This window comes from Streptomyces sp. SP18BB07 (genome assembly GCF_036322545.1).
GTDB classification, from domain to species: domain Bacteria; phylum Actinomycetota; class Actinomycetes; order Streptomycetales; family Streptomycetaceae; genus Streptomyces; species Streptomyces deccanensis.
Genome location: NZ_JAQYWT010000316.1, coordinates 80340 through 101993, shown reverse-complemented (window position 1 = coordinate 101993; position 21654 = coordinate 80340). Strand labels below are relative to the sequence as shown.

Sequence of the window (21654 nt, the reverse complement as noted above, 5' to 3'; positions counted from 1 at the left end):
GCCTGTATGACGGTGAGGAAACGGATCTGTTGCGCCTTGGTCTCTTGACACCCACCCCACGGTCGAATGAGCATCGAAGCGCTTCGAAAGCGCCTCGCCGCTCCACCGCAAAGGGATCCCCAACGTGACCGCACAGACGACGCCCACGCCGCCTTTCCGCGATCCGCAGCTGCCGCTCGCGAAGCGCATCGACGATCTGCTCCAGCGGCTCACCCTGGACGAGAGGATCGCGTTCCTGCACCAGTTCGCCCCCGCCGTCGACCGACTCGGGGTGGCTGCCTTCCGTACCGGCCAGGAGGCCCTGCACGGCGTGGCCTGGATGGGCCCCGCGACGGTGTTCCCCCAGGCGGTGGGTCTCGGCGCGACCTGGAACGACGACCTCGTGCACCGCGTCGGCGAGGCCGTGTCCACCGAGGTCCGCGCGATGCGGGCCCGCGACGACCGCGTCGGCCTCAACGTCTGGTCCCCCACGGTCAACCTGCTGCGCCACCCGCTGTGGGGCCGCAACGAGGAGGGGTACTCCGAGGACCCGAAGCTGACCTCGGCGATCGCCACCGCCTACACCCGCGGCCTGCGCGGCGACCACCCCACGTACTGGCGCACGGCCCCCGTGCTCAAGCACTGGCTGGCGCACAACAACGAGACCGACCGCTCCACCACCTCCTCCTCGGTCCGCCCGCGCGTCCTGCACGAGTACGACCTGCGCGCCTTCCGCGAGACCGTCGAGGCGGGCGCCGTCGTCGGCGTCATGCCCGCGTACAACCTGGTCAACGGCCGCCCCAACCACGTCTCGCCCTACCTGGCCGAGCAGTTGCGCCGCTGGACCGAGGAGCCCCTGCTGGTCTGCTCGGACGCGGGCGCGCCGTCGAACCTCGTCGACTCCGAGCACTACTTCGCCACCCACGAGGAGGCGACGGCCGCCTCGCTGCGCGCCGGGGTCGACAGCTTCACCGACCACGGCACGGAGAGCTCGACGATGACCGGCCGCATCAAGGGCGCCCTGGACAAGGGCCTGTTGACCGAGGACGACATCGACGAGGCGGTACGCCGCCAGCTCTCGGTCCGCTTCCGTCTCGGCGAGTTCGACGCCGACACCGACCCGTACGCAGGCCTCACGGACTTCGACACCCCGGCCCACCGGGCCCTCGCCCTGGAGGCGGCCGAGCAGGCGGTCGTGCTGCTGAAGAACGAGGGCGACCTGCTGCCGCTCGCGGCCGACACCCGGATCGCCGTCGTCGGGCTGCTCGCCGACGAGTGCAAACTCGACTGGTACAGCGGCACCCTCCTCCACCGCTCCACTCCGCTCGAAGGCCTGTACGACCGCTTCGGCGCCGAGCGCGTGACGTTCGCGGAGGGCGTGGACCGCGTACGCCTGAGGGCGCTGTCCACCGGCGCGTTCGTCTCCGTGCCCGAGGCCGCCGAGGCCGACGACGAGGTACGGGGCGCGGAGGGCGCGCTCGACCCGGCGCTCCTGGCCGGCCGCACCGACCTGCCACCGCTCACCACGGACGCGGACGGCACCGAACTGGCCCTCGTCGACTGGGGCGGGGGCGTCCTCACCTTCCGCGCCCCCGACGGCCGTTACCTCTCGGTCGCCGAGGACGGGTACCTGCGCGCGTCGGTGGATCAGCCGGGCGGCTGGATCGTCCAGGAGACGTTCAGCCTGGAGCCCTCCGGATCCCACGGGAACGGTCACCTCCTCAAGCACACAGGGACAGGCCGGTACGTCGCTGTCGGCGCCGACGGCGTGAAGGTTGCCGACGAAAACCCGGAAATCTTCGAGCTCATGGTGGTCCAGCCCGGTGAGGAGGCCGTCACCAGGGTCGCCGCCGAGGCCGACGTGGTCCTCGTCGTCGCGGGCAACGACCCGCACATCAACGGCCGCGAGACCGAGGACCGCACCGGCCTCGCGCTCCCCGCCCACCAGGAGCGCCTGCTGCGCGCCGCCCGCGCCGCCAACCCGAACACCGCGCTGGTCCTGGTCTCGGCCTACCCGTACGCGGTCGACCCCGCCGACCTGCCCGCCGTCCTGTGGACCGCGCACGGCGGCCAGGCCGCGGGCACCGCCCTGGCCCGCGTCCTCGCCGGCGACGTCTCCCCCGCCGGCCGCCTCCCGCAGACCTGGTACGCCGCCGACGCGGACCTCCCCGACCTCCTCGACTACGACGTGATCGGCGGCCGTCAGACGTACCTCTACTTCGAGGGCACCCCGCTCTTCCCGTTCGGCCACGGCCTGTCGTACACGGAGTTCGCGTACGGAAACCTGGTCGCCCACACGGGTGATGACGCCCTGACGGTCTCCTTCACCGTCACCAACACGGGGGCGGTGACCGCCGACGAGGTCGCCCAGCTGTACGTCCGCGCCGTGGACCCGTCGGTCCCGCGCCCCCGCCGCGAGCTGGTCGGCCACCGCCGGGTCGCTCTCGCCCCCGGCGCCTCGACGGAACTGACCTTCCGACTCCCGCTGTCCGCCCTGGAGTTCTGGGACGTGGCCCACGGCACCTGGCACCTGGAGCCCGGCGCGTACGAACTCCTCGCCGGCGCGTCGAGCGAGGACATCCGTCTCCGTACGACCGTCACCGTCGAGGGCGAAGCCGTGGCTCCGCGCCCGGTCGTCACGCACGGCCTGGACGCGGCGGACTTCGACGAACAGCGCGGCACGGAGATCGTCGACCGCACCAAGGTGTCGGGCGACGCCGTGACGCCGACGGACGGCGGCTCCGGTGAACTGATCTTCCAGAGCTGCGACTTCGGCGCGGGGGTCACGTCCGTCGAGGTGGAGGTGTCCGGGTCGGGCACCGTCGAGTTCTCCCTGGTCGGCGGCCCGGTCCTCGCGACACTGACGCCGGAGCGCCCCACCGGCGACCCGTATGCCTACACCACGCTGCGCACCGACGTGACGGCCGCCGGTGTGCACGACGTCCACCTGAGGCTGCGCGGCCCACTGCGGCTGGCGCACGTCGGCTTCTCCGGTTGAGGGTCCGGAAGCAGGCCGACGCACAGAAGGGGCCCGGCACCGGAAGGCATCGGTGCCGGGCCCCTTCATCCCGGGATCTGCCCCCAGGCTACCTGAAAACGGTTATCAGAAGCTAGGGGTGGGACGGGACGGTCTCACTGGGGCGTCAGAGCTGGATCCCCGTCAGGACCATGACCCGCTCGTAGGTGTAGTCGTCCATCGCGAACCTCACGCCCTCGCGCCCCACTCCGGACTGCTTCACGCCGCCGTAGGGCATCTGGTCGGCGCGGTAGGAGGGCACGTCGCCGATGATCACGCCGCCGACCTCCAGCGCGCGGTGGGCGCGGAAGGCGGTCTGCAGGTCATGGGTGAAGACGCCCGCCTGGAGGCCGTACTTGGAGTCGTTGACGGCGGCGAAGGCCTCGGCCTCCCCGTCCACCTTCCGTACGGTGAGGACGGGCCCGAAGACCTCCTCGCAGGAGAGGGTCACGTCGGTGGGTACGTCGGCCAGGACGGTCGGCGCGTACGTGGCGCCGTCCCGCTTGCCGCCGGTGAGGAGGGTGGCCCCGGCGTCGACCGCCTCCTGGACCCACGTCTCGACCCTCTTGGCGGCGTTCTCGTCGACCAGCGGCCCGACGTCGGTGGCGCCGTCGGACGGGTCACCGGTCACCTGGGCCTCGACCGCGGCGACGATGCGCGGCAGCAGCCGGTCGTACACGGACGCGTCCGCGATCACCCGCTGCACGGAGATGCAGGACTGGCCGCCCTGGTAGTTCGAGAAGGTCGCGATACGCGTCGCGGCCCAGTCGAGGTCCGCGTCGGAGGCGTAGTCGGCGAGGACGACGGCCGCGCCGTTGCCACCGAGCTCCAGCGTGCAGTGCTTGCGCGGCACCGAGTCCATGATCGCGTAGCCGACCTTCTCGGAGCCGGTGAACGAGATCACGGGGAGCCGCTCGTCCTGGACGAGGGCGGGCATGCGGTCGTTGGCAACGGGGAGGATGCTCCAGGAGCCGGCCGGAAGGACGGTCCCGGCTCCCGTACCGGTGGCACCGGCCGCGCCCTCCGCGTGGGCCTCGGCCTCGGCGAGCAGTTCTCCGATGATCAGACCGGAGAGAGGGGTGGCCGGGGCGGGCTTCAGGATGATCGGCACACCGGCGGCGATCGCCGGGGCGATCTTGTGGGCGCAGAGGTTCAGCGGGAAGTTGAAGGGCGCGATGCCGAGGACGGCGCCCTTGGGGAAGCGGCGCGTGAGGGCCAGTCGCCCCTGACCGCCGAGGTCGGTGTCGAGCCGCTGCGCCTCGCCGCCGTTGAACCGGCGGGCCTCCTCGGCCGCGAACCGGAACACCGAGACGGCCCGGCCGACCTCGCCGCGCGCCCACTTGATCGGCTTGCCGTTCTCGGCGGAGATCAGTTGCGCGATCTCCTCGGTCCGCTCGACCAGACGCCTGCTGACCCGGTCCAGGACCGCGGCCCGCACATGGGCCGGCGTCGCCGCGAGCTCGTCCCGTACGGCGTACGCGGCGGCCACGGCCTCCTCGACCTGCTCGTCCGTCGGCACACTCACCCTGCCGACCGACCGGCCGTTCCAAGGCGACGTCACATCGAACGTGCTCTCACCGGTGGCCTGACGGCCGGCGAGCCAGAAGGCGTGAGTGGCGGTCATAGTCGTTCCCGGCCCTTCGATATTCGATAAATGACACTTCGACGTCCGCTCCACGGTAGGGCCGCGACGACGAGGGGTCGCTTGTCCGGCACGTATGAGTACGGCCGGGGGTTGCGCCAGATTGGACGAGTACGGGACCGAGACCCAGCCGGCATCGCCCCGTGGGCTCAATCGGCCCGTGGGCTCAGGCGAGGGCCGCCACCAGCAGAGTGAAGGCGCCGACGATGACGGCCACGCGGGCGTAGTGGAAGCGGTCCCAGCGGTTCATCTGCGCCTTCCAGTCCTCGGGGCGGTTCTCGGGCGTCCATGTCCTGCCCCGATTGTTGATCGGGACGAGCAGCAGCAGCGACATGATCACGCTGACGATCAGCAGCCCGGCTGCGGTGACCACGAGGCCCGTGCCGTCGTCCTGCCGTCCGGCGACGGCCCAGACCCCGACGAGGACGAGTGAGGCGATGTACCAGACCGGCATCACCGCGCCCAGCATCCGCCCCCCGTGGGCACGGCCGAGCACCGCGCTGTCGTCGGGGAGCGCGTTGAGGATCGGGTTGATGACGAAGGCGACCGAGAACTCCACCCCCACCATCAGTCCGATGACGACGGTGGTGACCACCTCAAGTGCGTCGAGCATGATGAGCCCTCCAGGAATCTAGCGGCGCTAGCTGATGTGGCAACGCTAGTACTACTGCCGCTCGATTGTCTAGCAGTGCTAGAATCACGTCATGTCGGTACAGGAACGCAAGGAGCGCGAGCGGGCGGGCCGCGAGCGCCTCATCGTGGCCACGGCCCGCGAACTCGCCGAGCAGCAGGGCTGGGACGCGGTCACCACCCGCCGGCTCGCCGAGCGCATCGAATACAGCCAGCCCGTCCTCTACAGCCACTTCCGCGGCAAGCGCGAGATCATCGGGGCCGTCGCGCTGGAGGGGGCCGCCGAAATGGCCACGGCGCTGCGGGCCGCGACCTCAGCCGTCGCCTCCGCCGCGCCCTCCGCTGCGGACGGCCCCCGCACCCGGGTCACCGCCCTGGCCCGCGCCTACCTCGACTTCGCCGAGCGCAACCCGGCGGTCTACGACGCCATGTTCCGGCTCGACGGCGGCCTGGCGTTCGCGCAGGAGGACACCCCCGAGCCGCTGAAGGACGCCTTCGCCGCCCTGCTGGAGAACCTCAGCGAGGTCGCCGGGGAGGGGGTCCACCCGGCACTGTTCACCGAGATGTTCTGGGCGGCCCTGCACGGCCTGGCCACCCTCACCCGGGCGCGGCGCCTCCCGCCGGAGGACACCGAACGCAGGGTGGAGCTGCTGGTGGACCGACTCCCCATGCTCTGACCCAGCACCCCAGCACGCCAGCAGGCACACGGCCACACCTCGCGGGCGGGCGCGGTCTACTCCCCTGCCGCGGCCGTCGCCTTCAGGGCCAGCCACAGCTCCATCCGGACGTCCGGGTCGTCCAGCGAGCGGCCGAGGATCTCCTCCACCCGGCGCATCCGGTAGCGCAGCGTGTGCCGGTGCACCCCCAGGTCCGCGGCAGCCGCGTCCCACTGGCCGTGGCGCGACAACCACGCCCGCAGCGAGGCGACCAGATCCCCCCGCCCCGTCGCGTCGTGCTCCCGCAGCGGACGGAGCAGGCTGTCGGCGAAGGCCCGCACGGCGTCGTCCCCGAGCAGCGGCAGCACGGACCCCGCCGCCAGCTCCTCGTGCTCGACCAGACAACGCCCCCGGCGCCGAGCCACGGACAGCGCCTGCTCGGCCTGCTTGTACGCCGCGGCGGCCGCTATCGGCCCCGCCGGTGCGGACAGCCCGACGACGAGCTCCTCCTCCTCGACCGAGCCCACGACGGAGGCGGACGCGGACGCGGACCCGCCGGCGGACACCGGGTCCCGCCCCGCCGCCCGAGCCGTCTCCAAGGCCACCGCGAACTCCCCGCACGCGGCGACCGCCGCGCCCCCGTCCACGGCGAGCACGACGAGGCGCTCCCCGTCGGGCACCACGAGCACCGCCTCCCCGGCGCGCGCCGCGGCCGCCTCCACCACCTCGACGAGCTGTCCGAGCAGTTCCCCACCCGAGTCACCACCGGCGGCCCCGCCCGCAGCGGCCCGTACGACGTCGGCGGCCACGCCCGCAGCCGCACCTCCCGCCCCGGAAGCACGGGCCCCTTCCCTGCTTCCGCCGGCGACTGCGGTCCGAGCCCCTTCCCCGGCCACCCCCTCCACGGCCGCCGCCGTACTCACCGCACCCACTGCACCCTCCACCCGCGCCCGCGCGGCCGAAGCCGACGCCGCCTCCGCGAGGATCAGCCGGAACGGGGCGTCCAGGAGGTCCCCGTACAGATCCCCGGCGACGGCGCGCGCGTGGTCGCACTCCCCGGCCAGCAGCATGCGCAGCACCGCCGCGCCGATCCGCTGCTCGGCGGCGTGCAACGAGCCCGACCGTTCCGTCGTGAGGGTGAGGAGGGCGATCGCGGAGTGGACGGCGTACCGCTCGGCCGTACCGAGCGCCGCCGCCGTGCCGACGGCGAGGGCGGCGCGGGCCCGGCGGCCGGTGCCGAGGGAGTGCAGTTCGACGCGGTCCTCGCCGCCGACGACCGCGCTGGCCGGAGCGGGGCGGTCGCGCAGCCGTTCGACATCGGCGACGAGCCGCCCGGCCCGTCGCTCCGCCCACTCGGGCGCCACCGCGACGACCGCGCCGGAGGCGTCGTACAGGGCCGCCCACCCGTCGACCTGCCCGGCGAGCGCACCCAGCAGCCCCTCGGGCCCGGCGGTCAACGCCTGCCTGGTGAGTTCCCGTTGCGCGGCGAAGCCCGCCGTCACCGCCCGGTACTGCTCGGCGGAGATCGCGGCCGACACCGCCTTGCTGATGGCGAGGAAGGGCGTACGCCGGGGCACTTCCAACAGGGGCAGCCCCTCCCCCTCGGCCGCGTCGACGAGCGCCTCGGGGATGTCTTCGTAATGCACCCCGACGGCGAACCCGAGGCCGACGACCCCGGCCCCCACCAGCCTGCGTACATAGCGCCGCATCGCCTCCGGATCCTCCGCGTCCAGCTTCAACGCGGTGATCAGCAGCAGCTCCCCGCCCTCCATGTAGGGCACGGGGTCGGCGAGCTCACTGGCGTGCGCCCAGCGCACCGGCACGTCGAGGCGGTCCTCGCCCGCCCGCACGGTCAGCTTGAGCGCGGAGTGGTGGATGAGCGAGGCGAGCGTCGGGGGCATGGGACCTTCAGGTCGACGACGGGGGAGGGGGCGGGGCTAGGGACAGGCAGACACCTCTTGGCCGCCGCGTATGAACGGCCTGTCCCGATTCTGCCTCACCGTACGATCACAAGTCCCACGCACCGCACACCGAATGGCTCAAATCGAACGCCGCTCCGACGCCCCTGACGTGCCCCGCTCAGCCCCGCAGGTCCACCAGCAACGGAGGCGCGTGCTCGCCCCGCACGTTCGTCAGCGACAGCACCGCGTGCCCCGGCGGCACCCCGTGCGCCAGTTCGGACGCGGACCACCGCTCCCGCTCCACCTGCCGTACGGTCACGGCCCGCGCGGTGGGAGCGTGGCCGGTCATGACCCGGCGCAGCGCGTGCCAGGCCTTGCCCGCCGGGGAGTCGGCGATGATCTGCCGGTCGGTGACGTCCCGGGCCTCGGTCCACTCCTTGCCCCACACCTCGGCGAAGTCCTGCCCGTCCCACGGGGTGAGCCCGGACAGCGCCATCCGGCAGCCGGTCGCGCCGAGGAGCGGACCGCGCAACGGCCGGGGCACGTCGTCGAGGGTGCGCAGGGTGAGGACCGCCCCCGCGTTGGTGGACCGCAGCCGCTGGATGCCGCGCACGGCCTCCGGTGTGACGGCCCCTGTGGCGTCGTCCAGCACGAGGCAGGCGAACAGCGACTTGTCCTCCCGTACCGCGACGCTCGCGGTGAACTGCGCGAGCACCAGCCGCGCCAGGATGCGCGAGGCGTCGGCGTGACCGCGCTCGGGGAGGTCGATCCGGACCCGTACGGGGTGGTCGAGGGCCCGCAGGGAGAAGGGCCGGGACTGGCCGGAGGTGTCGAAGAACGCGGCGAAGGCGGGCCGGTCGAGCAGGGCGACCCGGTCCGCCAGGACGCTCCCGAGGTCCCCGGGGTGCCCGAGCTGGCGTTCCCGCGCGTCCAGCTCCCGCAGCAGCGACTCCTGCCCGGCGTCCTGGAGGGCCTCGCGCAGCTCGCCCAGCGGGCCGGGGGCGCCGTCCAGCAGCTGCCGCAACTGCGGCACCGACGGGAAGCGTCCGTGCACCGCCCGGAAGGGGCCGAGCAGCTGGGCGAGGACCGTGGTGGAGCGCCGGCTGTCGCCGCCGGGGTGCGGGTCGGCGAGATCGCCGACGAGCGCCTCGGCGAGCACGGCCGCCGCCTCGTCGGGATCGGTGGTCCCGCCGTAGAGATCGAGGTCGTACACGGACTCCGGGTTGCCGATCCGCACGACGACGTCGTACGCGTCGGTCGGCCCCAGCCCCGCGCCCGCCGCCCCCACGACCACCACGGCGGCCCGCCCGGCGAGCGCGTGCAGACACAGCGACTCGGCGACGGGCCAGACGACGCTGCCCGTCTTGCCCGACCCGGCGGGCCCGACGGCCAGCAGGGACGTGCCGAGCAGTTCGGGGCCCAGGGCCAGGCCCGTACCCCGGTAGGCGTACGGGTTGCGCGGGTCGTCGACGGTGCCGCCCAGGCGGACCTGCCCGGTGACCAGGTCGTGCTTGGCCAGCCGGGCGGGCAGGTCCCGCTCTCCGGAGGGGTGCAGGCACGCGGCCGCCCCGTCCTTCAGCACGGCACCGGTGAACGTCGCCATACTGTGCCGGCCGCTGCGTACGCCCTGCCACGCCCGCATGATCCGCGCGTGGTCCACGTCCCGCATCAGCCCGGCCCCCGCCTCGGCCACCAGCCGCTCCGCGGCTTCCCCGGCCCCGGCCTCCCGAAGCTGATTCCACTGGGCGGGGTCGTCCTGCGGCGGCGGTACGACCTGTCGCTCCCTCGGCTGCCGGAAGCGCGGGGCACCGTACCGGCGCCAGACCTCGCCCCAGCGGCCGAGGCGGCCCACACCGATCATGATCGCGACGGCGACGACCGTGTACCAGACGTAGCTGAGGACCACGGCGGAGTAGGAGTGGGCCGGCGCCCAGGAGTCCGGGATCATCGCGTAGAGCGGCACCAGCCACCAGCCGCCGAGGTAGCCGTTCCAGAGCAGGGACCAGATCAGCCAGCCGACGAGGAAGGCGATCAGGGCGCCGCCGAGCAACTGCCGGGCGGGGACGGTCTCCGGCTCCTCCGCCGGCCGCGGCCGGTGCCCGAAGCGCCACACTCCGAGCGCCGCGTCGGGCCGAGGCGTCCGCAGCCAGGACAGAAAGGCGTTCCCGTCCGGCCTGGGCGGAACCCCCGGCATACCCGGCGCGCCCGGCCCGCCTGGAGCCCCCGCGGGCATCGGCGGCACGGGAGGTGCCGCCGGCATCTCCGGCGACCCCGCCGGACGCGGCACAGGATTCGCATGTGTCCCCCGCGCGTCCCGCGTCCCGTCGCTGTTCATCGCGCTTGCCCCCTGACCAGCCGTTCCGTCCACCATCAGCGAGCCAATCTAACGCTCCCGCATGGGGAGTTCACCGTTTACGCGGCCGGGTGAACCCGTGTGCTCACCGTATTACGCGGCCGGGCGCACACCCGTGCCCACCGTTCCTCCATGTCCAACCCGGACAAGACGAACACCCGACAACGCCCACATGGAGCATGCCCACCCACCGGCCCCCGCCCTAGCCTGCGAGAAAAGAAGCCACGTCGTCCGCACCACCCCAGGAGCCCCACATGAGCGCACTTCCCCAGGAGCGCCGCGTAGTCACCGCCATCCCCGGACCGAAGTCCCAGGAACTGCAGGCTCGTCGTGTCGCCGCCGTCGCGGCGGGCGTGGGGTCGGTGCTGCCCGTGTTCACCGCGCGCGCGGGCGGCGGCATCATCGAGGACGTCGACGGCAACCGGCTGATCGACTTCGGCTCGGGCATCGCCGTCACCAGCGTCGGCGCGAGCGCGGAGGCCGTGGTCCGCCGCGCGACCGCCCAGCTCCAGGACTTCACGCACACCTGTTTCATGGTCACCCCGTACGAGGGCTACGTCGCGGTCGCCGAGGCCCTCGCCGAGCTCACCCCGGGCGACCACGCCAAGAAGTCCGCGCTGTTCAACAGCGGCGCCGAGGCCGTCGAGAACGCGGTGAAGATCGCCCGGTCGTACACCAAGCGCCAGGCGGTGGTCGTGTTCGACCACGGCTACCACGGCCGCACCAACCTCACCATGGCGCTGACGGCGAAGAACATGCCGTACAAGCACGGCTTCGGTCCGTTCGCGCCCGAGGTGTACCGCGTGCCCGTGGCGTACGGCTACCGCTGGCCGACCGGACCGGAGAACGCGGGCCCGGAGGCCGCCGCGCAGGCGATCGACCAGATCGCCAAGCAGGTCGGCGCCGAGAACGTGGCCGCGATCGTCATCGAGCCGGTGCTCGGCGAGGGCGGCTTCATCGAGCCGGCCAAGGGCTTCCTGCCGGCGATCAGCAAGTTCGCCTCCGACAACGGCATCGTCTTCGTCGCCGACGAGATCCAGTCCGGTTTCTGCCGCACCGGGCAGTGGTTCGCGTGCGAGGACGAGGGCATCGTCCCGGACCTGATCACCACCGCCAAGGGGATCGCCGGCGGTCTCCCGCTCGCCGCCGTCACCGGCCGCGCGGAGATCATGGACTCGGCGCACGCGGGCGGCCTGGGCGGCACCTACGGCGGCAACCCCGTCGCCTGCGCCGGCGCCCTCGGCTCGATCGAGACGATGAAGGAGCTCGACCTCAACTCCCGCGCGAAGAACATCGAGGCGACGATGAAGGCGCGCCTCACCGCCATGGCCGAGAAGTTCGACGTCATCGGTGACATCCGCGGCCGGGGCGCCATGATCGCCATCGAGCTGGTCAAGGACCGTACGACCAAGGAGCCGAACCCGGAGGCGACCGCCGCGCTGGCCAAGGCCTGCCACCAGGAGGGGCTGCTGGTCCTGACCTGTGGCACCTACGGCAACGTCCTGCGCTTCCTGCCGCCGCTCGTGATCGGCGACGACCTCCTGGGCGAGGGCCTCGACATCATCGAGCAGGCGTTCACCCGTATCTGACACACGTCCGGGACCGCCGGACACGTGTGCGAGGGCCCCGTCACGCAGGGCGCTCGCATACGGAACCCCCCATCCGTCCCCGACGTCCCACGCTTCCCGGAACCGGAATCCGATCCCGGATTCCGGTCCCTGTGGACAAGCGTCAGAGGGCGTGAAGAAGGTGTGCAAGGTGCATGTCGGGTCGCGATTCCGCCTGTCGTCGCCGCCCTCCCTGTCGTAGGTTTTGACGCAGATGAGAGATACACCCCGCCCACAGGGGACTGTGGGTGACACCGGGTCGGGGCCTCCCCAGCTTCGCCCTGGTCGTGCCCTCGCGCACACACCCGGAGCTTCCGGCTCCGGATCTCCTCACCGATCGGATGGCCGCCCGCCCCAAACCCCCCGGGGCGTGCGGCACACCGATCCGGTCGGCCGTCCTCGAACCACCCCCCCTGTTCGTGGACGGCCGACCACCCCCTCGGGCCGCAGCGCCGCTCTCCTCCTTCTCGGCGGCGCCCCGGCCCTTCTCTTCGCGCTGATCACCTGGCAGGTCCTCGCGCGCGGCCCGCTGGCCCGTCTGGACGAACGCCTCAGCGACTCCCTCGTGCACCGGGGCGCCCCCACGCAGTTCCTGGCCGACCTCGGCAACATCACGGTCGCCGTCCCGGTGCTCGCCCTGGTGCTCCTGTTCGTCGCGTGGCGCATGCGTGCCACCGGTCGGGACCACTGGTGGCGGCCGTCCGCCACCGCGGCCCTCCTCATGGCCCTGGTGCCTCTCTGGGTCGTCCCGCTGAAGGAGCTCATCGCCCGGTCCGGCCCGCCGATCATGGGACCCGGCACGGGCTTCTACCCCTCCGGTCACACCGCGACCGCCGCCGTCGCGTACGGCGCCGCCGTCCTGCTTCTGCTGCCCTGGCTGCGTGGCGTGCTCGTGCGCCGCGCGGTGGTCGTCCTCGCGGTCGTCGTGAACATCGGGGTCGGTTTCGGCCTGGTGCGCCAGGGCTACCACTGGCCGCTCGACGTGGTCGCGAGCTGGTGCGTGTGCGCGCTGCTGCTCTCCTCGCTGTGGTTCGGGGTGCGGCGCCGCCACGGATGACGTGCGTCGGCCACCTCCGCCGGCGCCTGTTCGATGTCCGCTTCCGCGTCGGCCGCACGGGCGGCCGACGAGAGCGCGGTGCGGCCGGGGGACGGCCGCGCGTCACGAGACGGGGCGGTGGGCCCCGGCTAGCGGTCCTCGTCCCTCGCCAGGTTCGCCGCCGCCTCGTGCATCGCCAGTTCGAGGAGGGCCGGGTCGGTGAGGGTGCCGCTGCCGTCCGGCGGGATCAGCCAGCGGACACCGCCGGTCTGCCGGCCCGGGTACGGCACCACGATCCAGGTGCCGCCGCCGGCGCTGCGCACCCCCGTGCCCAGCCACCGTGACGCCGTGCCCGGCGGCACGAAGAACCCCATGCGGTCGTCGCCGAAGTCGACGAGCACGGGCCCGGGTTGATCGATGATGCGCGTCAGGACGTCGAGCGTGGGATAGCCGAGTTCGCCCGGCAGGATCAGCACGTCCCAGGCCCTGCCGGCCGGCAGCAGGGCGACCCCCAGGGGGTTGCGCTCCCACTCCCAGCGGCAGGCCTCGGGATCCGGTGACACGGATGCCAGCCACTCGACCGCCGTCTTGGCCCCAGTCATGACAGGGACCTTCCTCTCTCTAGAGCTCCTGCGGACGCGGTTTCGCGTCAGGAGCACAGACAGAGGTTCCGGCCGGGCATTACGCGGGTTCCGACCACTTCTTGGTGGTGAATGGCGTAACGCGGTCCGACAGGGCGTACGCCTGTTGATCACGAGTGCGCCTGCACGCCCCGCCGACCGCGGTTTCCGTCCCCGCGCCCTCAGCTGTCGAAGCCCAGCCCCAGCCGGTCCATGGCCTTCAGCCACAGGTTGCGGCGGCCCGCGTGGGAGTCGGCCCGGGCCAGGGACCACTTGGTGAGGGCGATGCCGGTCCAGGCGAACGGCTCCGGCGGGAAGGGCAGCGGCTTCTTGCGCACCATCTCCAGTTCGGTGCGCTCGGTGCGCTCCCCCGCGAGGAGGTCCAGCATGACGTCCGCGCCGAACCGGGTGGCGCCCACGCCGAGCCCGGTGTAGCCGGCCGCGTAGGCGACTCTGCCCTGGTGGGCGGTGCCGAAGAACGCGGAGAAGCGGGAGCAGGTGTCGATGGCCCCGCCCCACGCGTGGGTGAAGCGGACGCCCTCCAGCTGCGGGAAGCAGGTGAAGAAGTGCCCGGCCAGCTTGGCGTACGTCTCCGGCCGGTCGTCGTACTCGGCGCGCACCCGGCCGCCGTACTGGTAGACCGCGTCGTAGCCGCCCCAGAGGATCCGGTTGTCGGCGCTGAGCCGGAAGTAGTGGAACTGGTTGGCCGAGTCCCCGAGCCCCTGCCGGTTCTTCCAGCCGATCGACGCCAGTTGGTCGGCGGTGAGCGGCTCGGTCATCAGGGCGTAGTCGTAGACGGGGACGGTGTACGCGCGGACGCGCTTGACCAGGCTGGGGAAGATGTTGGTGCCGAGCGCCACCTGCCGGGTACGGACCTGGCCGTAGGGGGTGCGGACGGCCATCCCGGTGCCGTACGCCTTCAGGTTCAGCGCGGGCGTGTGCTCGTAGACCCGGACGCCGAGGTTCAGACAGGCGCGCTTGAGGCCCCAGGCGAGTTTGGCGGGGTGCAGCATGGCCACGCCCCGGCGGTCGTGCAGGCCGGCCTCGAAGGTGGGTGAGGCGACCTGGTCGCGGACGGCGTCGGCGTCGAGGAACTCGATGCCGTCGGCGAGGCCCTTGCGGGCGAGTTCGTCGTACCAGTCGCGCAGCTCCCAGGCCTGGTACGGCTCGGTGGCGACGTCGATCTCGCCGGTGCGTTCGAAGTCGCAGTCCAGGCCGTGGCGGGCGACCGCCGCCTCGATCTCGTCGAGGTTGCGGGCGCCCAGTTCCTCCAGCTTGTGGATCTCGTCCGGCCAGCGGGCGAGGCCGTTGGCCAGGCCGTGGGTGAGTGAGGCGGCGCAGAAGCCGCCGTTGCGGCCGGAGGCGGCCCAGCCCACCTCGCGGCCTTCCAGCAGGACGACGTCCCGTCCCGGATCGCGCTCCTTGGCGTTCAGCGCGGTCCACAGTCCGCTGTAGCCGCCGCCGACGACCAGCAGGTCGCAGGTCTCGGCGCCGGTGAGCGCGGGCTCGGGGTGGGGCTTGCCCGGGTCTTCGAGCCAGTACGGGACCGGCTGTGCGTCGGAGAGAGACTTTGTCCAACGGTTCATGGCGCTCGGGGCCATGATTTCAACTCCCTACAGCGTTATCGGAAGCTACGCCTTCTGGCGCTTTCTGCGGTGGGTGACGACCATTCCGGCCATGACGAACAGTACGGCGACGAGGAACATGGCCGTACCGATGACATTGATCTGCACGGGTGTGCCGCGTTGTGCCGAACCCCAGACGAACATGGGGAAGGTGACGGTCGAGCCCGCGTTGAAATTGGTGATGATGAAATCGTCGAAGGAGAGTGCGAAGGCGAGCAGCGCGCCCGCCGCGATACCGGGTGCGGCGATCGGCAGGGTGACCCGGACGAAGGTCTGGACGGGCCCGGCGTAGAGATCGCGCGCGGCCTCCTCCAGCCTCGGGTCCATCGACATCACGCGTGCCTTGACGGCGACCACGACGAAGCTGAGGCAGAACATGATGTGCGCGATGAGGATCGTCCAGAATCCCAACTGCGCACCCAGATTGAGGAACAGGGTGAGCAGCGAGGCGGCCATCACGACCTCGGGCATCGCCATCGGGAGGAAGATCAGCGAGTTGACGGCGCCGCGCGCGCGGAAGCGGTACCGCACCAGGGCGAAGGCGATCAACGTGCCGAGGACGGTCGCGCCGAGGGTCGCCCAAGCGGCCAGCTGGAGGCTGAGCGAGAGCGAGCCGCACAGGTCGGCGACCCCGCACGGGTCGGTCCAGGCGGCGGTGGAGAATTCCTGCCACTCGTAATTGAAGCGGCCCTTGGGCTGATTGAAGGAGAAGACCGTGACGACGATGTTCGGCAGGAGGAGATATCCGAGCGTCAGCAGTCCCGCGATGACGACGAGCCGGCGCTTGAGCCATTGGACGAAGGCCATTTAAACCAGATCCTCCGTCCCGGACTTACGGATGTAGACCGTGACCATGAGGAGGATCGCGGCCATGAGGATGAAGGAGAGCGCCGCCGCCGTCGGATAGTCGAGGATCCGCAGGAACTGGCTCTGGATGACGTTTCCGATCATCTGGGTGTTGGTGGAGCCGAGGAGTTCGGCGTTCACGTAGTCGCCGCTGGCCGGGATGAAGGTCAGCAGGGTCCCGGAGACGACGCCCGGCATGGAGAGCGGGAAAGTGACCTTGCGGAACGTGGTGAACGGTCTGGCGTACAGATCGCCGGCCGCCTCGTGCAGCCGTCCGTTGATGCGTTCGAGGGAGGTGTAGAGCGGGAGGATCATGAACGGCAGGAAGTTGTACGTGAGGCCGCAGACCACGGCGAGCGGTGTGGCGAGCACCCGGTCTCCGGCGGTGAGGCCGAGCCAGCTGGTGACGTCCAGGACGTGCAGCGTGTTGAGGGCGCCGACGACCGGACCGCTGTCCGACAGGATCGTCTTCCAGGCGAGGGTGCGGATCAGGAAGCTGGTGAAGAAGGGCGCGATCACCAGGATCAGGATCAGATTGCGCCAGCGGCCGGCCCGGAAGGCGATCAGGTACGCCAGCGGATAGCCGAGCAGCAGACACAGGACCGTCGCCGTGCCCGCGTAGAGCACCGAGCGCAGGAACTGCGGGTAGTACTCGCTCAGCGCGTCCCAGTAGGTCGCGACGTGCCAGGTGACCTGGTAGCCCTCCTCCAGGGAGCCCGTCTGCACGGACGTGGATGCCTGGTAGACCATCGGCATCGCGAAGAAGACCAGCAGCCAGATCAGACCGGGCGCGAGCAGCAGGTACGGCGTCCAGCGGCCCCTCTTGCGGGGCGGCTTCCCGGTGGTCGGGACGGGTGCGAGGGGTGCGGGCGGTGGCGCCTCGGCCTCGGTGAGGGTTCCGGTCGACATCAGACGGCCGCCCCCTCGTCCACGCCCGCGTCGATGGCCTGGGCGGCGTCCAGGCCGAACGTGTGCGCCGGGCTCCAGTGCAGGACGACGTCGGCGCCGGGGACGAGCCGGGTGTCGCGGTCGATGTTCTGCGCGTAGACCTCGAACCCGGGGCAGACCGAGCTGTCGATCACGTACTGCGTCGAGACGCCGATGAAGCTGGTGGCGGTGATCCGGCCGGTGACGCGGTTGCGGCCGACCGGGATCTCCCCGGCGTCGTCCGCGTGGGTGAGGGTGATCTTCTCGGGGCGTACGCCGACGAGGACCTTGCCGCCGGTCCGGGTGGGCGCGGAACATCGCGCTTCGGGCAGGACGAGCTTGCTGTCACCCGCTTTCAGGACGAGCTCGTCGCCGCTCCTGGAGTCGACCTCGGCCTCTATGAGGTTGGAGGTGCCGAGGAAGTTGGCGACGAAGGTGGTCCGCGGGTTCTCGTACAGATCGGTGGGCGAGCCGAGTTGCTCGACCCGGCCGCCGTTCATCACCGCGACCGTGTCGGCCATGGTCATGGCCTCCTCCTGGTCGTGCGTGACGTGGATGAAGGTGATGCCGACCTCGGTCTGGATGCGCTTGAGCTCCAGTTGCATCTGGCGGCGCAGTTTGAGGTCGAGGGCGCCGAGCGGCTCGTCGAGGAGGAGCACCTTGGGGTGGTTGATGAGGGCGCGGGCGACGGCGACCCGCTGCTGCTGGCCGCCCGAGAGCTGGTGTGGCTTCTTGCGGGCCTGCTCGCCGAGCTGCACCAGTTCCAGCATCTCCTCGACCTGCTTCTTCACGCTCTTGATGCCGCGCCGGCGCAGGCCGAAGGCGACGTTCTCGAAGATGTCGAGGTGCGGGAAGAGGGCGTACGACTGGAAGACGGTGTTCACCGGCCGCTTGTAGGGGGGCAGGTTCGTCACGTCCTGGTCGCCGAGCCGGACACTTCCGCAGGAAGGTTCCTCCAGGCCGGCGATCATGCGCAGCGTGGTGGTCTTGCCGCAGCCGGAGGCGCCGAGCAGGGCGAAGAAGGAACCTTCCGGCACGGTCAGGTCGAGCGGGTGCACGGCGGTGAAGGAGCCGTAGGTCTTGCCGATGCCGGAGAGGCGGACGTCACCGCTGCCGTGCTCCGTCGTCTTCTTGCTGGTCATCGTCCTTCTCACGCCCCTGTCAGCTTCGCGAACTTCTCTTCGTACGCCGTCTCTTCCTTCTGGCTCAGGGAGCGGAAGGCGCGGGACTTGGCCGCCATGGCCGCGTCCGGAATGATCAGCGGGTTGTTCGCCGCGTCCGGGTCGATCTCGGCCAGCTCCGCCTTCACACCGTCGACCGGGCACACGTAGTTGATGTACGCGGCGAGTTCGGCGGCCGGTTTCGGCTCGTAGTAGTAGTCGATGAGCCGTTCGGCGTTGGTCTTGTGCCGGGCCTTGTTCGGGATCAGCAGGTTGTCGGTCGAGGTCATGTAGCCGCTGTCGGGGATGACGAAGTCGACGTCGGGGCTGTCTGCCTTGAGCTGGACGACGTCGCCGGCCCAGGCGATACAGGCCGCGAAGTCGCCCTTGGTGAGGTCCGAGGTGTAGTCGTTGCCGGTGAAGCGGCGTATCTGGCCCTTGTCCACGGCCTTCTGGAGGCGGGCGATCGCCGCGTCGTAGTCGTCGTCGCCGAACGTCGCCGGGTCCTTGCCCATGTCGAGCAGGGTCATCCCGATGCTGTCGCGCATCTCGGAGAGGAAGCCGACGCGCCCCTTGAGCTTGGGGTTGTCGAGCATGTCGGAGACGGACCTCACCTCCTCGCCGTCCAGGGCCTTGCGGTTGAAGGCGATGACGGTCGAGATGCCCTGCCAGGGGTACGAGTAGGCCCGCCCCGGGTCCCAGTCCGGGTCGCGGAACTGCTGGGAGAGGTTGGTGAAGGCATGCGGCAGGTTGGACGCGTCCAGTTTCTGGACCCATCCGAAGCGGATCAGGCGGGCGGCGAGCCAGTCGGTGACACAGATGAGGTCGCGTCCGGTGTCCTGGCCCGCGGCGAGCTGCGGCTTGATCTTGCCGAAGAAGTCGAGGTTGTCGTTGATGTCCTCGGTGTACTTGACCTTGATGCCGGTGCGGCGGGTGAACTGGTCCAGGCTGGGATGGCGCTTGCCGCTGTCGTCGACGTCCATGTACTCGGTCCAGTTGGAGAAGTTGACCTCCTTCTCCTTGGCCGAGTGGTCCTCGGACGAGCCGCCCGAGGTGCTCTTCGCCGCGGGGATGCCGCAGGCGCTGAGCGCCCCGAGCCCGCCGACCGCGAGTGCGCCGCCCGTTCCGGCGCGCAGCAGTGAACGGCGGCTGAGCGCGGCCCTGCCGTGGGTGAGGCTGCGCCGCACAGCGGCCGCCCGGGCCGGTGAGAGGCGGTCGGGCTCGTACTGCTCCATGCGCGTGGTGCCCTTTCGGAGGTGCCCTTTCGGGAGGGTGGGCGGGACCGGCCGGGGGTCGGGCGGCCGGTCCCCGGGCTGACTAGCGGTCCCCGAAGATCGTGCGGTGCCAGTCCTTCCTGGCGATCGCCGTATTGTCGAACATGACGTGCTTGATCTGGGTGTACTCCTCGAACGAGTACGCGGACATGTCCTTGCCGAAGCCGGATGCCTTGTAGCCGCCGTGCGGCATCTCGCTGATGATCGGGATGTGGTCGTTGACCCACACGCACCCGGCCTTGATCTCCCGGGTGGCACGGCCCGTCCGGTAGACGTCCCGGCTCCAGGCGGAGGCGGCGAGGCCGTACGGGGTGTCGTTCGCGAGGCGGATGCCCTCGTCGTCGCTGTCGAACGGCAGGACCACGAGCACCGGGCCGAAGATCTCCGCCTGGACGATCTCACTGTCCTGCGCGGCGTCCGCGATCAGCGTGGGCCGATAGAAAGCGCCGCTCTCCAACTCGCCCCCGGGCGCCTCACCGCCGGTGACCACGCGCGCGTACGCGCGTGCCCGCTCGACGAACCCGGCGACCCGGTCGCGCTGCGCGTGCGAGATCAGCGGGCCGAGGTCGGTGCCCGGGGAGAAGGGGTCGCCGAGCCGGACGGTCTCCATCAGGGCGGCCGTCCGCGCGACGAACTCCTCGTAGAGGGGCCGCTGCACATACGCGCGCGTGGCGGCCGTGCAGTCCTGGCCGGTGTTGATGAGGGAGCCCGCGACCGCGCCGTGGACGGCGGCCTCCAGGTCGGCGTCGTCGAAGACCACGAACGGCGCCTTGCCGCCGAGCTCCAGGTGGATCCGCTTGACGGTGGCGGTGGCGACCTCGGCGACGCGCTTGCCGACGGCCGTGGACCCGGTGAAGGAGGTCATGACCACATCGGGATGGCCGACGAGGTGTTCACCGGCCTCCCTGCCGGTGCCGGTGACGATGTTGATCACACCGTCGGGGATGCCTGCGTCCATGGCGGCCTGCGCGAAGAGCAGCGAGGTCAGCGGGGTCGGCTCGGCGGGCTTCAGGACGATCGTGTTGCCGGCGGCGATCGCCGGGAGGATCTTCCACGCGGCCATCTGGAGCGGGTAGTTCCAGGGCGCGACGGACCCGACGACCCCGATGGGTTCCCGGCGCACATACGAGGTGTGGTCCCCGGAGTACTCGCCGGCCGACTGGCCCTGGAGGTGGCGGGCGGCGCCCGCGAAGAAGGCGGTGTTGTCGATGGTGCCGGGTACGTCGAACTCGCGCGTCAGCTTGAGCGGCTTGCCGCACTGCAGGGACTCGGCCCGCGCGAACTCCTCCGCCCGGTCGGCCAGGACCGCGGCGAAGCGGTGCAACGCGTCCGACCGCTCACCGGGCGTGGTGGCCGCCCAGCCGGGGAACGCCGCGCGGGCGGCGGCGACGGCCGCGTCCACGTCGTCGGGGCCGGCCAGCTCGTAGGTGAGGACCTCCTCGCCGGTCGCGGGGTCGACGACCGCGTGGGTGCGGCCCGATGTTCCCTTGGTCGGGCGGCCGGCGATGAACTGCGCGCCGACCGCGAAGCGGTCCTGTGCGGGGAATCGGCCCGGGGTGGCGGTGCCCGGCTTCTGCATGTCGCTCTCCTCCGCCGGTGCCCCCTCTGTCCTCGGGGGCGGGTGCGTAGCTCCAGCTCGATTTGAGTGCCGATCCTGACAGAGCCAGGCGGCACCAACAAGTGATTCCGTTGTTGCCTTTTGGTTACGCGACGGAATCTGTCGACCAGGTGTCCAGTCGACACAGGAAATCGAGGACGGTGTGTCAGTGGTTCCTGCCAGACTCGTCGGCATGGAGAAGATCGATTCTTGGGACACGCTGACGGAAGCGGTCCGCGCGGGGGCGAGGGTCAAGTACCTGCACTTCTGGGGTCACCGTCCCCTGCCGGACGGCCGCATCGGCGCGAGCTGTCTGAGCCAGTGGTGGCCGTCGCCGTTCACGGTGGACGGCGTGGAGTACGCGACGGCGGAGCACTGGATGATGGCCTCGAAGGCCCGTCTCTTCGGGGATCAGGAGGCGGAGCGCAAGGCCGTGGCCGCGTCGGGCCCCGCACAGGCCAAGAAGGTCGGGCGGCTGGTGCGCGGCTTCGACGACGCCCTGTGGCAGCGGGAGCGCTTCGGCATCGTCGTCGAGGGCAGCTTCCACAAGTTCGCCGCCCACGCCGACCTGCGGGCGTTCCTGCTGGGCACGGGCAGCCGCGTGCTCGTCGAGGCCAGCCCCGTCGACCGGATCTGGGGCATCGGCCTCGCGGCGGACGACGAGCGCGCGATGGACCCCGCGCGGTGGCGGGGCCCCAATCTGCTGGGGTTCGCGCTGATGGCGGCGCGGGAGCGACTCGCGAGTGGAGTCGAGGTGTGAGCGCCATCCATTGACGGGGCGACGG

At 71.3% G+C, this 21654-nt stretch carries 16 protein-coding genes; 5 read left to right on the top strand and 11 right to left on the bottom strand.

What is annotated here, in order from left to right; translation table 11 throughout:
* Positions 1-124 precede the first annotated feature (124 nt).
* Positions 125-2977 (top strand): glycoside hydrolase family 3 C-terminal domain-containing protein, encoded by a 2853-nt coding sequence (locus tag PUR53_RS21420; RefSeq protein ID WP_329909316.1) that lies wholly within the window; start codon positions 125-127, stop codon positions 2975-2977.
* 145 nt (positions 2978-3122) lie between these two features.
* On the opposite strand, the gene PUR53_RS21415 is transcribed toward PUR53_RS21420, so the two are convergent.
* Both PUR53_RS21415 and PUR53_RS21410 read right to left on the bottom strand, forming a co-directional pair.
* A complete protein-coding gene (locus tag PUR53_RS21415; RefSeq protein WP_329909315.1) occupies positions 3123-4619 on the bottom strand; it encodes an aldehyde dehydrogenase family protein in 1497 nt (498 codons plus the stop codon).
* Positions 4620-4803: 184 nt separating this feature from the next.
* Complete coding sequence (locus PUR53_RS21410; RefSeq protein WP_329909314.1) at positions 4804-5250, bottom strand: DUF1772 domain-containing protein; 447 nt, start codon at positions 5248-5250, stop codon at positions 4804-4806.
* 91 nt (positions 5251-5341) lie between these two features.
* Here PUR53_RS21410 and PUR53_RS21405 point away from each other — a divergent pair, with 91 nt between their 5' ends.
* Complete coding sequence (locus PUR53_RS21405; protein WP_329898883.1) at positions 5342-5944, top strand: TetR/AcrR family transcriptional regulator; 603 nt, start codon at positions 5342-5344, stop codon at positions 5942-5944.
* Between the two features lie 56 nt (positions 5945-6000).
* On the opposite strand, the gene PUR53_RS21400 is transcribed toward PUR53_RS21405, so the two are convergent.
* Together PUR53_RS21400 and PUR53_RS21395 are read right to left on the bottom strand one after the other, a co-directional pair.
* Positions 6001-7824, bottom strand: coding sequence for a PucR family transcriptional regulator (locus tag PUR53_RS21400; protein ID WP_329909313.1), 1824 nt, complete (start codon positions 7822-7824; stop codon positions 6001-6003).
* Between the two features lie 178 nt (positions 7825-8002).
* The gene (locus tag PUR53_RS21395; protein ID WP_329909312.1) at positions 8003-10159 is read right to left on the bottom strand and encodes an ATP-binding protein; all 2157 of its coding nucleotides are present in this window, start codon (positions 10157-10159) and stop codon (positions 8003-8005) included.
* 272 nt (positions 10160-10431) lie between these two features.
* On the opposite strand from PUR53_RS21395, the gene gabT reads away from it, so the two are divergent.
* Together gabT and PUR53_RS21385 are read left to right on the top strand one after the other, a co-directional pair.
* Positions 10432-11766 (top strand): 4-aminobutyrate--2-oxoglutarate transaminase, encoded by a 1335-nt coding sequence (gene gabT, locus PUR53_RS21390; protein ID WP_329909311.1) that lies wholly within the window; start codon positions 10432-10434, stop codon positions 11764-11766.
* A 388-nt stretch (positions 11767-12154) separates the two neighbouring features.
* Positions 12155-12841 (top strand): phosphatase PAP2 family protein, encoded by a 687-nt coding sequence (locus PUR53_RS21385; protein WP_329898879.1) that lies wholly within the window; start codon positions 12155-12157, stop codon positions 12839-12841.
* Between the two features lie 128 nt (positions 12842-12969).
* On the opposite strand, the gene PUR53_RS21380 is transcribed toward PUR53_RS21385, so the two are convergent.
* From PUR53_RS21380 to PUR53_RS21350, 7 genes are all read right to left on the bottom strand, one after another.
* Entirely contained in the window at positions 12970-13422 is a 453-nt protein-coding gene (locus PUR53_RS21380) for a hypothetical protein (RefSeq protein WP_329898878.1), read from the bottom strand.
* 200 nt (positions 13423-13622) lie between these two features.
* Entirely contained in the window at positions 13623-15041 is a 1419-nt protein-coding gene (locus tag PUR53_RS21375) for an NAD(P)/FAD-dependent oxidoreductase (protein ID WP_329898877.1), read from the bottom strand.
* Between the two features lie 30 nt (positions 15042-15071).
* Positions 15072-15872 (bottom strand): ABC transporter permease, encoded by an 801-nt coding sequence (locus tag PUR53_RS21370; protein ID WP_329898876.1) that lies wholly within the window; start codon positions 15870-15872, stop codon positions 15072-15074.
* Positions 15873-16820 (bottom strand): ABC transporter permease, encoded by a 948-nt coding sequence (locus PUR53_RS21365; RefSeq protein ID WP_329909310.1) that lies wholly within the window; start codon positions 16818-16820, stop codon positions 15873-15875.
* Positions 16820-17980 (bottom strand): ABC transporter ATP-binding protein, encoded by a 1161-nt coding sequence (locus PUR53_RS21360; protein WP_329898874.1) that lies wholly within the window; start codon positions 17978-17980, stop codon positions 16820-16822. Before PUR53_RS21360 ends, PUR53_RS21365 begins: the two co-directional genes overlap by 1 nt.
* Positions 17981-17988: 8 nt before the next feature.
* Complete coding sequence (locus tag PUR53_RS21355; RefSeq protein WP_329909309.1) at positions 17989-19233, bottom strand: polyamine ABC transporter substrate-binding protein; 1245 nt, start codon at positions 19231-19233, stop codon at positions 17989-17991.
* A gap of 82 nt (positions 19234-19315) precedes the next feature.
* A complete protein-coding gene (locus PUR53_RS21350) occupies positions 19316-20851 on the bottom strand; it encodes a gamma-aminobutyraldehyde dehydrogenase (RefSeq protein ID WP_329909308.1) in 1536 nt (511 codons plus the stop codon).
* A 211-nt stretch (positions 20852-21062) separates the two neighbouring features.
* Between PUR53_RS21350 and PUR53_RS21345 the strand changes: the two genes are divergently transcribed.
* A complete protein-coding gene (locus tag PUR53_RS21345; protein ID WP_329898871.1) occupies positions 21063-21629 on the top strand; it encodes an NADAR family protein in 567 nt (188 codons plus the stop codon).
* Positions 21630-21654: the final 25 nt, after the last annotated feature.